The sequence below is a fragment of the Dyella sp. GSA-30 genome, assembly GCF_027924605.1.
GTDB lineage: Bacteria > Pseudomonadota > Gammaproteobacteria > Xanthomonadales > Rhodanobacteraceae > GSA-30.
The window spans coordinates 1,619,953-1,634,457 of record NZ_AP027042.1; the positions used below are offsets into that span (position 1 = coordinate 1,619,953).

Genomic DNA, 14,505 nt, shown 5'->3' on the forward strand with positions numbered 1-14,505 from the left:
AGTAGCCCATGACAATGACGTCTGTCCCACATCGTGTTTTCCGTCTGGCAGCATTGGCTGCGTTTTTCGTCAGCAGCGTCGTCGCCGCTGAAACGCACCCCGGCCAGGACAAGCTGGTCAAAGAGATAGCGTTGGAGACGGGCAAGGACCCGAAGGCGCTGAACGCATTGCTCGATGGCGCCAAGAAACAGCAGAGCATTCTCGATGCGATCAGCCGCCCGGCCGAAGCCAAGCCGTGGAAGGACTACCGTCCGATCTTCGTCACCGACAAGCGCATCAGCGACGGCATCGCGTTCTACCGCGAGCACCGCGAGCTGATCGAAGGCATCGCGCACAAGTACCATGTCGCACCGGAATACATCGTCGCCATCGTCGGTGTGGAAACCTCCTACGGGCGTATTACGGGCAAGTACAAGGTGCTCGATGCGCTGGTCACGCTGGGGCTGTATTACCCGCCGCGCCAGGCGTTTTTCCGCGATCAGCTCAAGGTGCTGCTGACCTTGCCCGAGAATCATCTCGCCGGCCCGGTCGATACGCTGGTGGGCTCGTATGCCGGTGCGCAGGGCTGGGGACAGTTCATGCCCTCGAGCATCCGCGATTTCGGCGTGGACGAAGACAACGACGGGCATATCGATCTGCATAATTCGCTGCCCGATATCCTGGCCAGTGTCGCTAATTATTTTGCCAAGCACGGCTGGGTCGAAGGTGGCCCGGTCGCCGAGCAGGCACAGCCCGATGCGCACGCCAAGCCGATCACCGTGAAGGATTCCACGCCGCAGTGGCCGCTGGAGCAGTTGGAGGCATGGGGCTACGCGCCGCTCAAGCAGCTCAACCCCGGCCAGATGACCAGTCTGCAGTCGCTCGATGGCGCCAATGGCAAGGAATACTGGTTCACCTTCCAGAATTTCTACGTGATCACACGCTACAACCGCAGTCCGCTCTATGCCTTGTCGGTGCATCAGCTGGCACAGGCCATCGCCGACGGGGTGCATGGGGGAGAAGCTCATTGATGAAGCTGCTGCGCGGACTGGCAGTTCTGGTGGTGCTCGTATTGTTGGTCGGTTGCGGCGGCGGCAAGACCCGCCCAGGCAAAGCGTCTTCGTCGTCGACGACACGCAGCAGTTCAAGTGGGGGCAGCAGTGGCAGCAGCAGTGGCGGCTTCCGTGACGACATCAGCAAGTCGCAAAGCAGCCGCTATCGCGACAGCGACGATAGCGTGCCCTCTGGTCCGCCGCCGGACCTGAGCAAGCTGGTTGAGCCGACGCCGAAAAACGAGCCGCGCTCGCTGTACGGCAACAAGTCGCCGTATTCGGTACTGGGGCGCACCTACAGCGTGCTGCCGAGTGCCAGCGGCTACGTCGAGCGTGGCATCGCATCGTTCTACGGCAACAAGTTCCACGGCTTCAAGACCTCCAATCTGGAGGACTACGACATGTACAAGTTCAGCGCGGCGCACAAGACTCTCCCGATCCCGAGCTATGCGCGCGTGACCAACCTGGAAAACGGCAAGAGCGTGGTGGTGCGCATCAACGATCGCGGTCCGTTCCACGAAAACCGCATCATCGACCTGTCCTATGCGGCGGCGGTAAAGATCGGCGTGTGGCCCAAGGGCACCGGTCTGGTCGAAGTTCGCGCGTTGGTCCCCGGCGAGCCCGACCTGCCGCCACCCCCGCCGGCGCCTTCGGTCGTCGCCGGCACACCCAAACCCGGCATTTTTCTGCAGGTGGGCGCGTTCTCCGACAATGCCAACGCCGAACGTGTCGCGCAGCAGTTGCGCGCGGCCAATCTGGCCCCGGTCCAGGTGATCGACGCCCAGATCGGCGGTCGCGCGGTGCGCCGCGTGCGGCTGGGGCCGATCAGCGACGTGGACTCAGCTGACCAGATCACTACTCAGATTGAAACCATGGGTCTGCCCAGGCCGCAGGTCGCGGTAGACTGATGCAATTGCCGCCTCATAGGGCGGCGGAGTGACGATGGTGCGGTTGCTGGAGCGAAAACCTCTGACAACCGCCTCTACCTCGTCATCCCGGCGCAGGCCGGGATCCAGTGGCTTCGGTTCGTGGTTTTCGCGGTAGAGCAAATCCTTGATGACTCTCGCGACAACCAGCTGCAAAGTCACTGGATCCCGGCCTGCGCCGGGATGACGAGGGTTGTGAGATTTTTCAAAAGTCGCTCCCCCGATATCGCTTCACCTTTTTCAGGATTTCAAGAGATCACGATGAGCCTTCTGCGCCGTACCCTTTCCTCGCTTGCCGTCGCCGCCCTGGTTGTCGGCTCCGCCTTCGCCCAGCAGACGCCGACCCCGACTCCGCAGGTTCCGCACCCCACGCCGGTGCCGCGTCCGGTGGTGCCCGATGCGCCGGTGCCGCCGCCGCCGGATGTGGAAGGCAAGAGCTGGGTGCTGATGGATTACGCCACCGGCCAGGTGCTCGCCTCCAAGGACCCTGACGTACGCGTCGAGCCTGCTTCGATTACCAAGGTCATGACCGATTACGTCGTGTCGGCCGAGGTCGCCAACGGCAAGGTTCACATGGAAGACAAGGTCACCATCAGCGAAAACGCCTGGCGTGGCGGTGGTGCGGGGACCGACGGCTCGACCAGCTTCATGCAGCTCAACAGCCAGGTCACGCTCAAAGACCTGCTCTACGGCATGATCATCCAGTCCGGTAACGACGCCGCCATCGCGCTGGCCGAGCATACGGCCGGCTCCGAGGGCAACTTCGCCAACCTGATGAATGCCTATGCCAAGCAGCTGGGCATGGTCAATTCGAACTTCCAGAATGCGTCGGGCTACCCGATCTCCAACCACTACACCACCGCGCGCGACATCGCGATCCTTTCGCGCGCGCTGATCCACGACTTCCCCGAGGACTACGCCATCTCGGCGATCAAGGACTTCGAGTGGAACGGCATCAAGCAGCACAACCGCAACCTGCTGCTGTGGCGCGACCCGAGCGTGGACGGCATCAAGACAGGCCATACCGCCGCTGCCGGCTTCTGCCTGGCCGCCTCGGCCAAGCAGGGCGACGCACGCATGATCGCCATCGTGATGGGCGCCAGCAGCGAAAAGGCGCGCGCCGATGCCGCCATGGCGCTGCTCAGCTACGGCTTCCGTTTCTACGAAACCCACAAGCTGTACGACAGCAACAAACCGCTGGCGACGCCGAAGCTCTGGAAGGGCACGGAAAACCAGCTACCGATCGGCGTGACCGATAACGTGCTGGTCACCGTCAAGCGCGGCGATTACGACAAGCTCAAGGCCGAGATGGACATCCCGGCCACGCTGATCGCGCCCTTCACCAAGGGCCAGCAGATCGGCACCCTGCGCGTCACGCTCGACGGCCAGCCGGTGCAGAACGTGCCGCTGGTCGCGCTGAACGACGCGCCGCAAGGCGGTTTCTTCGCGCGCCTGTGGGACAGCATCATGCTGTGGTTCCATAGCGACAAGAAACCCGAAACAAAGTAAAGCGGAGGGCGGCACCATGCGCGATATCAGCATCGACGACCTGAAGGCCGAAGGCGGCAAGGGCTTCGAATTTCCCGGCGAACACGACATCACCGCCATCGGCAACGCCAGCGCGGAGCTGACGGTGAAGGTGCCGGAAATCCTGCTCCGGGTCGGCGTGCGCGTCGACCACGAAACCGTGCGCTACCGCGCCACCGACAAGGGCAACTACGCCTCGGTCACCGTCAGTGCCTTTTACGAGACGCGCGAACAGTACGACGAGGCGCGCAAGGCGCTGCATGACGATCCGGATATTCGGACGACGCTCTAAAGCAGTTGAGAGTGGAGAGGAGTGAGGAGAGAGAGTGGGCTTGGCGCCTTTACTCGCCTCTCACTTCTCTTCACTGCGCCCTTCGCTGCCCTTGCAACCCCCTGGCTCCGTCCTCAAATCAAGCCAATCCCCGGTTCAGGCCACCCCATGTCCTTGCCCCTAAAAATTCGCCGCCTCGGCCGCCAGCCTTACGAGGCGACCTGGAACGCGATGAAAGCGTTTACGGACCAGCGCGATAGCGACACGATCGACGAACTTTGGCTGCTCGAGCACGATCCGGTGTTCACCCTGGGCCAGGCCGGCAAGATGGAGCACGTGCTGATGCCGGGGGATATCCCGGTGGTCCCGGTGGATCGGGGCGGGCAGGTGACGTATCACGGGCCGGGCCAGATCGTGGGGTATCCGCTGATCGACCTGCGCCGGGCCGGCGTGGGCGTGCGTGAGATGGTCTGCAAGATCGAGCAGGCCCTGATCGACACCATGGAGCACTGGAACATCGTCGCCGAGCGCGTCGAAGGCGCTCCGGGCGTCTATGTCGGCGGGGCCAAGGTCGGCGCGCTGGGCCTGCGCGTGCGGCGCGGCTGCAGCTTCCACGGGCTGGCCTTCAACGTCAACATGGACCTGGAACCGTTTCACCGCATCAATCCTTGTGGCTACAAGGGTTTGGCGGTCACTCAGGTGCTAGACTTGGGCGGTCCGTCGCAGCTGGCGGATGTCGAAGACGTGCTGATCGGCGAGTTCTGCCGGCAGTTCGGTTTCGATGCCGAGCCGGCCGCCCCCGTTCTCCCCGAACTCCCCGCTCGCGTAGCGGTCTGAGCCTGTCTACATGAGCGAAATGACCCCTTCCAAGGCTATCCCGATCAGCGTCGTCTCCGGTACACCGGTCGACAAGCAATTGGGCAACGACAAGATCGCGCTCAATCGCGCCGGTTTTGATACCGCCGTGCCCGTGCTGCGTAAACCGAGCTGGATCCGCGTGCGCCTGCCGCAAGGCAATGCCGTGCAGCAGCTCAAAGCCCGTCTGCGTGAAAACTCGCTGGTGACGGTGTGCGAAGAAGCCTCCTGCCCGAACATCCACGAATGTTTCAGCAAGGGCACCGCCACCTTCATGATTCTCGGCGAAGTCTGCACGCGCCGCTGCTCGTTCTGCGACGTGGCACACGGCCGTCCGGCCGCGCCCGATCCGCTGGAGCCGGCACGCTTGGCCGAGACCATCCGCGACATGCGCCTGCGCTACGTGGTGATCACCTCGGTCGATCGCGACGACCTGCGTGACGGCGGTGCCGAGCATTTCGCCGCGTGCATCCGCGCCACGCGCCATGCCGCGCCGAACATCAAGATCGAGATCCTCACGCCCGATTTCCGCGGCAAGGGTCGCATGGAGCGTGCGCTGGAAGTCCTCAAGGACTATCCGCCGGACGTGTTCAACCACAACCTGGAAACCGTGCCGCATCTGTATCGCGAAGTGCGCCCGGGTGCCGATTACCAGTGGTCGCTGGATCTGCTCAAGCGCTTCAAGGCGCAGCATCCGGACGTCCCGACCAAGTCCGGCATCATGCTGGGTCTGGGCGAAACGATGGAGCAGGTGCTCGAGACCATGCATGATTTACGCGCGCATGACGTCGACATGATCACCATTGGCCAATACCTGCAGCCGACGCCGCATCATCACCCGGTGGTGCGTTATTGGACGCCGGAAGAGTTCGAAGCGCTGCGTGAAGCGGGCGAAGCGATGGGCTTTGGCCACGTCGCTTCCGGTCCGCTGGTACGTTCGTCCTATCACGCCGACCTGCAGGCCCATGCAGCCGGTGTCACCGAGCACGCCTAAATAAGAGGCCTCATGAAATTTCGCCGCACTTCGCTTGCTCTCCTGCTCGCCCTCACCCTGACGGGCGGCCTCGGTCTCCACGCGCAATCGGCCGCTGATCTCAGCGATAGCGCCCAGCCGCGTAAAGCCTCGTCGTTGCCGCTGAAGCCCACGTTGACCGAAGCGCAGGCCGCGCAGCTGTCGGCACGCTTCCTGACGCGCTTCCATTACGACGCCCAGCCGCTCGACGACGCGATGTCGGCCAAGATCTACAAGGCCTACTTCGACGGTCTCGACGGCGAGAAGGTGTTCTTCACCCAGGAAGACATGGCGAAGTTCGCACCGCTGAAGACGCAGTTCGACGACGCGATCTGGAACAAGGATCTGTCCGGTCCTTTCTCGGTGTTCAATCTCTATGTGCAGCGCGCGGTCGATCGCATGACCTACGCGCGCGGCCTGCTCAAGCAGGGCTTCGACCTGACCAAGGACGAGAGCTACGCCTATGACCGCAAGAAGGCCGATTGGCCCAAGGACAAGGCCGAGCTCGACGACCTGTGGCGCAAGCGTACCAAGAACGACTGGCTGCGCCTGAAGCTTGCCGGCAAGAGCGACGACGATATCCGCAAGACGCTGGACAAGCGCTACGCCGGCTACATCGACCGTGTGCGCCAGCTTGACGGCGAAGACGCGTTCCAGACCTTCATGAACGCCTACGCCGAATCCACCGACCCGCACACCGATTACCTCGGCCCGCGCGCGGCGGAAAACTTCGACATCGCCATGAAGCTCTCGCTCGAAGGCATCGGTGCGGTGCTGCAGACGCGCGACGAATACACTGCGATTCGCGAGATCGTGCCGGCCGGCCCTGCGGCCAAGTCCGGCAAGGTGCACGTGGGCGACCGCATCGTCGCGATCGGCCAGGGCACCGAAGGTCCGATGACCGACGTGATCGGCTGGCGCGTCGACGACGTGGTCAAGCAGATTCGCGGCAAGAAAGACACCACGGTGCGCCTGGAAATCCTGCCTGCCGATGCGGGTGTGGACGGCAAGCACGAGATGATCAGCCTGGTGCGCCAGAAGGTCAGCATCGAGGAACAGGCCGCCAAGAGCCGCGTCATCGACATCAAGGACGGCGACGTCTCGCGCAAGATCGGCGTGATCGAGCTGCCGACCTTCTATTCCGACTTCGGTGCGCGCCGCGAAGGCGACAAGAACTTCAAGAGCGCCACCCGCGACGTCGCCAAGCTGCTTGGCGAGCTCAAGGCGCAGGGTGTCGAAGGCGTGGTAATGGACCTGCGCAACAACGGCGGTGGTTCGCTGATCGAAGCGAACGAGCTGACTGGCCTGTTTATCGACAAGGGTCCGGTGGTGCAGGTGCGCGATGCGCGCGGCCAGATCGACGTGCAGGGCGATGACACGCCCGGCATGTCCTGGAGCGGCCCGCTGGCGGTGCTGACCAACCGCGGTTCGGCATCGGCGTCGGAGATTTTCGCGGCGGCGATCCAGGATTGGGGCCGTGGCCTGATCATCGGCGAACCGACCTTCGGCAAGGGCACGGTGCAGAACCTGGTCGATCTCGACCGCTTCGCCACCAGCCCGAGCGAGAAGCCGCAGTTCGGCGAACTGAAGATGACCATCGCCGAGTTCTTCCGCATCAATGGCGGCTCGACCCAGTTGAAGGGCGTGACGCCGGACATCCTGTTCCCGAAGAACGGCGACGAGAAGGACTTCGGCGAATCGACCTACGACAACGCGCTGCAGTGGACGCAGATCGCGCCGGCCGACTACAAGCCGGTGGCCGACCTCAAGGCGTACCTGACCCAGCTCCAGGCCAAGCATGACGCACGCGCGCTCAAGTCGCCGGGTTGGAAGCTGATGCTCGACGAGCTGGCGCAGTACAAGGCCATGCGCGACAAGACCACCATCTCGCTCAATCTTGCCCAGCGCGAAGCCGAGCGTAAGCAGCTCGACGCCATGCAGGCCGACTTCCGCGCCCGTCACAAGGCGATCGACGGCGGCACCGGTGTTCCCGGTGACGATGCCCAGGATGCGCTGGACGACGGTCTGAACCCGAACGAGCGCAGCCTGAAGTCCGAGCTGCAGGCCGAGAAGGATGCCAAGAAGGCGAAGGATCCGCAGTTGCAGGAAACCGCGCACATCCTGTTCGACGCGGTGGGCATGATCAAGGCCGATCCGAAGATCGCCGCGGCTGTACTGCCTTATGGCGGCAAGGACCACGACTGGGAGACGACCGCTGCCGTGAATACGGAAAAGCCGGCCGCCAGCCCCGCTGCTGCGCACTGAGTACCGTTTCAGATGCATAAAAAAGGCAGCGCTTCGGCGCTGCTTTTTTTTGCTCGTAGGGTGGGCCACTTGACGCCACCGCGTCGCTGCGCAAGCGTAGGCCCCATGCGTCGGCTCGGGAGCCCAAGCCATGGATACCTTGCAGAGCTTGGCGTTGGCAGGTGGCCTGTCCCTGGGGAGCGGGATACGCCTTTATGCCACCGTGTTTATCGCCGGCCTGCTTGGCCGGCTGGGCTGGGTGCCGCTGCCGGAAGGCCTGCAGGTACTGACCAGCTACTGGGTGCTGGGGATTTCCGGCGTGTTGATGCTCGGCGAATTTCTCGCCGACAAGATCCCCGCGTTCGACAGCGTCTGGGATGCCGTGAACACCTTTATCCGCATCCCGGCCGGCACCTTGCTGGCCTGGGGCGTGTTCAAGAATGCACCGGGTGGCGAACAGGTCGCGGCGGCCTTGATCGGTGGCGCCATCGTATCGGGCACGCACCTGGCGAAGGCTGGCGGGCGCGCCTTGATCAATACCTCGCCCGAGCCGGTGAGCAACTGGACGGCGAGCTTCGGCGAAGACATCTCGCTGATCGGCGTGCTGTATCTGATGTGGGCACACCCGGCGGCGATGCTGGTGGTGCTGGCGCTGTTTCTGCTTCTGTTGGTTTGGCTGTTGCCGAAGATCGTGCGTGGCTTGCGCGCGCTGTGGCGTCTGCTGAGTGGTGCGCGCAAGGCGGTTTCAGCAAACCTTGAATAACCTCAGTTTTCCTATCGTCATCCCGGCGCAGGCCGGGACCCAGTGGCTTCGGTTGTCGGTTTTCGGGAGCATATCCAGGCGATGTCGCGACAATTCAGCGATAACGCCACTGGGTTCCGGCCTGCGCCGGAATGACGAGTAGGGCGTTGTTCGATATTTCCCTTACTTCTTCTTCTGACTCTGCTGCCACTGCTGATACTCAGCCACATGCGGCAACTCACGCAGCAACTTCGAACGCGGATCGACAATCACCAACGTTCCGGCCGGCACCTGCGCCGATGCGTTCCCATCGCTCATCGGGAAGGTCTGCACCTTGTCGCCGATCTGCACCTCCACCGGCATCGGGAACGGCTTGTTGTCCGTCAGCTGCCAGTGCAGCTTCAAGGTATCGCCATCGCGCTGCACGTCGAGGTTCGGCAGCTTGGCCTGATACAGGTAGGCATCGAAGAACCACGACATATCGCGACCGGTTACCTGGTTGACGATCTTGATGTAGTCGCCGGTGCTGGCGTAGTGCGGTGCGAAATTGCCGGGCTTCGGATCCGGGCGGCCATACACCAGCCGGCGGATACTTTCGAAGAATGCCTGGTCGCCGATCAGTCCACGCAACGTGTGCAGCATCAGCGAGCCTTTGTAATAGATGTCGTTCGCCGGCCCCTTGTCGGCGTCGTACACCTCATGCTCGAACTGGCTACGGCCGGCAACAACCGGGAACGCGTTTTTCAACTTGACGCGCTCGTCCTGAAGCATCGCGAAATACGGCATGTCGCCATAGAGGTATTGGCCGTACAGCGGCTGCATGTACGTGCCGAAGCCTTCGTGCAGCCACATATCGTCCCAGTCGGCATTGGTGACCTGGTTGCCGAACCACTCATGCGAAAACTCATGCTGCAACAGCCAGTCGAAACCGTACGGCCCCTTGGCGTAGCCGTTGCCGTACGCGTTGATGGTCTGGTGCTCCATGCCTAGATGCGGCGTTTCCACCACGCCCATCTTTTCGTCACCGAACGGGTAGGGTCCGATTTCCTGCTCGAAGAAATCGAGCATGCGTGGGAATTCGGCGAACAGCTGTTTGGCCTTGTCCTCGTTGCCGTGCAGATACCAGAACTGCATCGGAATCGTGTTGCCGTAGTGGCTCTTGTAGTCACCCTTCAGCAGCTCGAACGGCCCGACATTGATCGAGATGGCATAGGTGGTCGGATGCTTGGCGCGCCAGTGATACGTGCGCTTGTTGCCTTCGTCCTTCACCTCGATCAGCTTGCCGTTACCCGGAGCTACCAGTGGCTTGGGCACGGTGACATAGAGATCGACCAGATCGGGTTTGCCTTGCGGATGGTCGATGCACGGCCAGAACAGATCGCAACCTTCGCCCTCCACCGCACTGGCTACCCACGGCTGACCATCGGGCGTGTGACTCCAGACGAAGCCGCCGTCCCAGGGGGCACGCTTGGCAACGTGCGGCTTGCCGCCGTAGCGCACATCCACTGTCACCTTGTGGCCCTGTGCCAGGGGCTTGGGTAGATGGATGCTCAGGCGGCCATCGGGATTGCTCCAGGCCGTGGCGTCGAGCTTTTTGCCGTCGAGCGTGATCGCGCTGATCGGCAGGTTGTGATCGAGGTCGAGCAGCAAGGTGTCGGTGCTGCTCTTTGCCGTGAAGGTCAGGCGCGCATCGGCGTCGATGGTTTGTTGCGCCGGATCGACGCCGATATGCAGCTCGGCATGATCGAAGTTCACCCGCTGCTGTTCGGCCGGCATGACGCCGCCGGAGCGGATGGTCTGCTCGCTCAACGGCGGCTGATCGACCGTCGGTGTGTCGGCGGCATAGGCGCTGCCGGCGCACAGGATGGCGAGAGCGAGTAGGGACAGCGTCGGGCGCGTGTTCGTCATGGGGGCCACCGTGGTTAAAGACACAGGATGGCAGTGTGAGGGCGGCGGAGGTATCGCCGAAAGTCATGGTTGTGGGGTAAGAGCCCCCCTCACCCCAGCCCTCTCCCCCGGCGAAGCCAGGGGAGAGGGGGCACACTGAGGCAAGCTTTCAACGTTGCGCGCTTTTGCTCCCTCTCCCCTGGCTCTGCCGGGGGAGAGGGTTGGGGTGAGGGGGAAGCTCTTTAGCTCTTGAACCGCGCCTGCAAATACCCAAACAAAGCCCGCAACCCCATCGCCTCACCCCCACGCGGACGCCCCGGCCGATCGGCATCGTTCCACGCGTAAGTATCCAGATGCACCCAGGGCAAACCCTCCGGCACAAACCGCTCCAGATAAAGCGCCGCCGTAATCGCCCCCGCATGACGCGAAGCACCGGCATTGGCAAAGTCGGCGATATACGAATCGAGCATCTTCCGATACGGCCGCCACAACGGCAGACGCCACAGCGGATCGTCCACCGCGCGCCCAGCGGCAAGCACGTCATCGGCCAGCGCATCGCCATTGGCAAACAGCGCCGGCAGGTCGGGACCCAGCGCCACGCGCGCCGCACCGGTCAGGGTCGCAAAGTCGACGATCAGCTCCGGCTTCTGCTCGACACCGTAGGCAATCGCATCGCACAGCACCAGTCGCCCTTCGGCATCGGTGTTGTCGATCTCGACCGTCAGGCCCGCACGCGTGGTGATCACTTCACCCGGACGCATCGCATTACCGGCCACGGCGTTCTCTACCGCTGGCACCAGCAAGATCAGCTGCACTGGCAACTTGGCCTGCATGATCAAGCCGGCCAGCGCGATCGCGTGCGCCGCGCCGCCCATGTCCTTCTTCATCCAGCGCATGCCGTCAGAAGGCTTCAGGTCGAGGCCGCCGGTATCGAAGCACACGCCCTTGCCGACCACGACGAGCTTGGGATGCGATGCCTTGCCCCAGGTCAGTTCGATCAGGCGTGGTGCGCGATGGCTGGCGCGGCCGACGGCGTGGATGGTGGGAAAGTTCGCCTTGAGCAGTTCGTCGCCGACCCACTCGCGCACCTTGCCCTTGTACGTCTTGCCCAACTGCTTGATTGCATCGGCCAGCTGCTTCGGGCCCATGTCTTCGGTCGGTGTGTTGACCAGGTCGCGCACCTGCGCGGTGGCCACGATCAGCGGCGCCAGCGCGCGCAGATCATCGCCCGGAATCGCCAACTGTGCCGGGCCGCGCTTGGCCTTGCGATAGCGCGTGAACTCGTACGCACCGAACGCCCAGCCCAGTGCGGCCTGCCGGCGATCGGCGAGCACGCCTTCGTCGGCCAGGTGATAGACCGCTTCGGGCAATTGCTTGGGCAGTGCGGCCAGCGCACCGAGCGCATCGTTCGCATCCACACCGACCAGCACGCGCACCAGCTTGCCGTTGGCATCGCTGAGCAGGCCGACGCTACCCGGCTTGGCTTCGAACGCGTTGTCGGCCAGCCAGCGGCGTTGTGCGGCGGTCAGGCGGCGGCGTGCGGTGTTGTAGTGCGCGGCATCGGTGGTTTCGATGGCGACGCTGTGGCGGTCGCCGGACTTGGCTTCGATAAGTGCGGACATGGTCTTCCTAAAACGCTTGAGTTTTCAGGTGTGCATGATGCGCGCTCGGACGCTACGCATCCAGCCATTGGGCAAGCGCCGCGAGGTCAGGCAGGTCGAGATCGGGCTTGGTGCCGAGCAAACCAGGCCATGGATGCTGGCGGCGATTGATCCAGGCCGTACGCAGGCCGGCATCGCGTGCGCCGACGACATCCAGCTCCGGATCGTCGCCGACATGCAGGATGTTTTCCGGCGCCACGCCGAGCAGATCGGCGGCGGCATGAAAAATGCGCTTGTCCGGCTTGGGTATGCCGGTATCGCGTGCGCAGATATGGAACGCGAAATGCGCGCGGATGCCGACCAGCTCCAGATCGGCATTGCCGTTGGTCAGGCTGGCGACCGGATAGTGTTTGGCGATGCGTTCCAGCGCGGGCAGGGCATCCGGATAAAGCTCGACGCGGTTGCGCGCGGAGAAGTAGACATCCCACAAGGCCTGTAGCGGCGCATCGTCGATACCGCAGGCCGCAAAGGCGCGCTGCATGGTGATATGACGCTGTGTGGTGAAGTCGTGGGCCAGGTCGGTGCGCTCGGCGGCGACCTCGGCACGCAGCGCGCGCATGGCCGGGATGGGCCATGCGCGGGCAACGTCAGGATGGTGTTGACGCAGATACGCGTCGAGATCGCGGTCGGCCTGTTCCAGTGCCGGCATCACTGGCCACAGGGTGTCGTCCAGGTCGACCGTCAGTGCGAGAATTTTCACCAGTCGTCGCGCTTAGCGCGCGCCGACCTTCAACACCTGGCCTTGGCGCACGGTGTTGTCCTTCAGGCCGTTCCAGGCGCGCAGCTGGTCAACGTCGACCGAGTGCTTCTTGGCGATCGAGTACAGCGTTTCGCCGGCATTGACCTTGTAGGTCTTGGCGACAACGACCGGCTTGGCGGCCTTCGCAGGCTTGGCTTCGGCGACCTTGTGCGTGTCGGCCTTGGCAGCTTTCGCCGGCGCGACCTTTTCCATCGCTACCTTGGCCGGCTTGCCGCGCGTGAAGTACACCTCGCTGGTGACCTTGGCGAAGTCCGCGCCGCGCGCAGCCTTGTCGCTGACGGTGATCGCATCGCCATGGATGCCCTTCAGGCTCGGCGGTGCGGTAGAGACGGAGGTGCCGGTGACGGCAGCGAACTCGCTCTTGGGTGCTTCGGTCTTCGTCTTCGCTTGTGCGATTGCAGCGGCCGGCGCGGCCGCCTTGGCCGAGGCAACGGCCGTGCCCGAGGTGACCAGCGGCTGTTCGCTGCCGGCGCTGGCGCGTGCGCCGACTTCGGCAAGAATCTTGGCGCGGCGCGAGCTGTCCATCGAGGCCAGTGCGGCGCCATCGTTATACGGCACCAAGCCATGCGCACGCAGCAGCGCGCTGCCCTTGTCGCTCTGCACGAAGTCGAGGAACTCCTTGACGTCGGCGGCCTTCGGGTTGGTGTTGTTGGTGACCAGGTAGAGCGGCGTAAACAGCGGATAGCTGCCGCTGGAGATCGTCGACTGGTTCGGGGCGATGCCGCCGATGCTCAGCACCTTGATCTTCGGGTTGCCGCGCACGTTCGCCAGCGTGGTGGCGCCGAACGATTTCGGATCGAGCGTGACGCCCTCTTCGAGCTTGGCCGTATTCACATACAGACGCGGCGCGGCCACCGGCTGATTGCCGCGGCCGAACATCAGGCGACGCAGGCTGTATTCCACGCCGTCGCCGGGGCTGGCCACCGCATAGGCATTGATCGGCTCGTCGCGACCACCGAGGTCTTTCCAGTTGGTGATCTTGCCGTAGTACACGTCATGCAGCTGCTGCAGCGTGATCGAGCTGACCGGATTGGACGGCGAGGTGATGATCACCAGCGCATCCCAGGCCACCGGCGTAAAGGCGAGCTCGGATTCGGAGCCACCCGCGCTGCCACGTGCGGCACCGGCCAGATCGGCCGTGCCCTTGGCGACGGCGTCCAGGCCCGAGGCGGTGTTGAACGGCTGCAATTCGATCTTGCCCTTGCCGCTCTTTTCCCAGGCCTTGGCGACATCGGTCACCACGCCTCGTGCAGTGGTGATATCGCCGCGCCACACCAGGGTGGGGCCTGCGGCGGCGAACGCCACGGTGGCGACGCTGGTGCCGATCAAGGCAAGAGAGAGCAAACGGGCAAGACGAAATGACATGTGCTGCGTAACCCCAGGGTTATGAGTGTGGTCGCCGCGTTGCCTTCCAGGGCTGCAGGCTGGTGAAGAATCGCGGTATTTCAGCCGGCTGTGGGGAAAACATCAAGCGGAAGTTGTGCTTACGTTTAGTTTGGTGAAGCCCCTGGCAGTTCCGCGAGAACCCGGCTCACCTTGTAGGAGCGACTTCAGGGTGCCTCGAATAACCTCAGTTTTCATTACCGTCA

General features: G+C 63.5%; 12 protein-coding genes. 8 read left to right on the forward strand and 4 right to left on the reverse strand.

Annotated features, from left to right (window positions below; genetic code table 11):
* The first annotated feature begins 8 nt into the window (after positions 1-8).
* The 8 genes from mltB (at position 9) to QMG46_RS07130 (ending at position 8,629) form a co-directional block, all read left to right on the forward strand.
* Positions 9-1,010: a lytic murein transglycosylase B gene (gene mltB, locus QMG46_RS07095; protein ID WP_281851787.1), complete on the forward strand. Its 1,002-nt coding sequence runs from the start codon at positions 9-11 to the stop codon at positions 1,008-1,010.
* Entirely contained in the window at positions 1,010-1,939 is a 930-nt protein-coding gene (locus QMG46_RS07100; protein ID WP_281851788.1) for a septal ring lytic transglycosylase RlpA family protein, read from the forward strand. The genes mltB and QMG46_RS07100 overlap by 1 nt, the downstream gene beginning before the upstream one ends.
* Positions 1,940-2,218: 279 nt before the next feature.
* Positions 2,219-3,466, forward strand: a complete 1,248-nt coding sequence (locus QMG46_RS07105; protein WP_281851789.1) for a D-alanyl-D-alanine carboxypeptidase family protein — start codon at positions 2,219-2,221, stop codon at positions 3,464-3,466.
* Between the two features lie 16 nt (positions 3,467-3,482).
* On the forward strand, positions 3,483-3,776 hold the full coding sequence (locus QMG46_RS07110) for a DUF493 family protein (protein ID WP_281851790.1): 294 nt from the start codon (positions 3,483-3,485) through the stop codon (positions 3,774-3,776).
* 147 nt (positions 3,777-3,923) lie between these two features.
* Positions 3,924-4,592, forward strand: a complete 669-nt coding sequence (lipB, locus tag QMG46_RS07115) for a lipoyl(octanoyl) transferase LipB (protein ID WP_281851791.1) — start codon at positions 3,924-3,926, stop codon at positions 4,590-4,592.
* Between the two features lie 10 nt (positions 4,593-4,602).
* Entirely contained in the window at positions 4,603-5,604 is a 1,002-nt protein-coding gene (gene lipA / locus QMG46_RS07120; RefSeq protein WP_281851792.1) for a lipoyl synthase, read from the forward strand.
* A 12-nt stretch (positions 5,605-5,616) separates the two neighbouring features.
* Complete coding sequence (locus tag QMG46_RS07125; RefSeq protein ID WP_281851793.1) at positions 5,617-7,887, forward strand: carboxy terminal-processing peptidase; 2,271 nt, start codon at positions 5,617-5,619, stop codon at positions 7,885-7,887.
* Positions 7,888-8,017: 130 nt separating this feature from the next.
* Positions 8,018-8,629: a DUF4126 domain-containing protein gene (locus QMG46_RS07130; protein ID WP_281851794.1), complete on the forward strand. Its 612-nt coding sequence runs from the start codon at positions 8,018-8,020 to the stop codon at positions 8,627-8,629.
* 162 nt (positions 8,630-8,791) lie between these two features.
* Here the strand turns inward: QMG46_RS07130 and QMG46_RS07135 are convergent, their stop codons facing one another.
* The 4 genes from QMG46_RS07135 to QMG46_RS07150 all read right to left on the reverse strand — a co-directional run bounded on the left by QMG46_RS07135 (position 8,792) and on the right by QMG46_RS07150 (position 14,281).
* Entirely contained in the window at positions 8,792-10,516 is a 1,725-nt protein-coding gene (locus QMG46_RS07135) for a M1 family metallopeptidase (RefSeq protein WP_281851795.1), read from the reverse strand.
* 221 nt (positions 10,517-10,737) lie between these two features.
* Complete coding sequence (locus QMG46_RS07140; RefSeq protein ID WP_281851796.1) at positions 10,738-12,117, reverse strand: leucyl aminopeptidase family protein; 1,380 nt, start codon at positions 12,115-12,117, stop codon at positions 10,738-10,740.
* A 52-nt stretch (positions 12,118-12,169) separates the two neighbouring features.
* A complete protein-coding gene (locus QMG46_RS07145; RefSeq protein ID WP_281851797.1) occupies positions 12,170-12,856 on the reverse strand; it encodes an HAD family hydrolase in 687 nt (228 codons plus the stop codon).
* Between the two features lie 12 nt (positions 12,857-12,868).
* Positions 12,869-14,281: a LysM peptidoglycan-binding domain-containing protein gene (locus tag QMG46_RS07150; RefSeq protein WP_281851798.1), complete on the reverse strand. Its 1,413-nt coding sequence runs from the start codon at positions 14,279-14,281 to the stop codon at positions 12,869-12,871.
* Positions 14,282-14,505 lie beyond the last annotated feature (224 nt).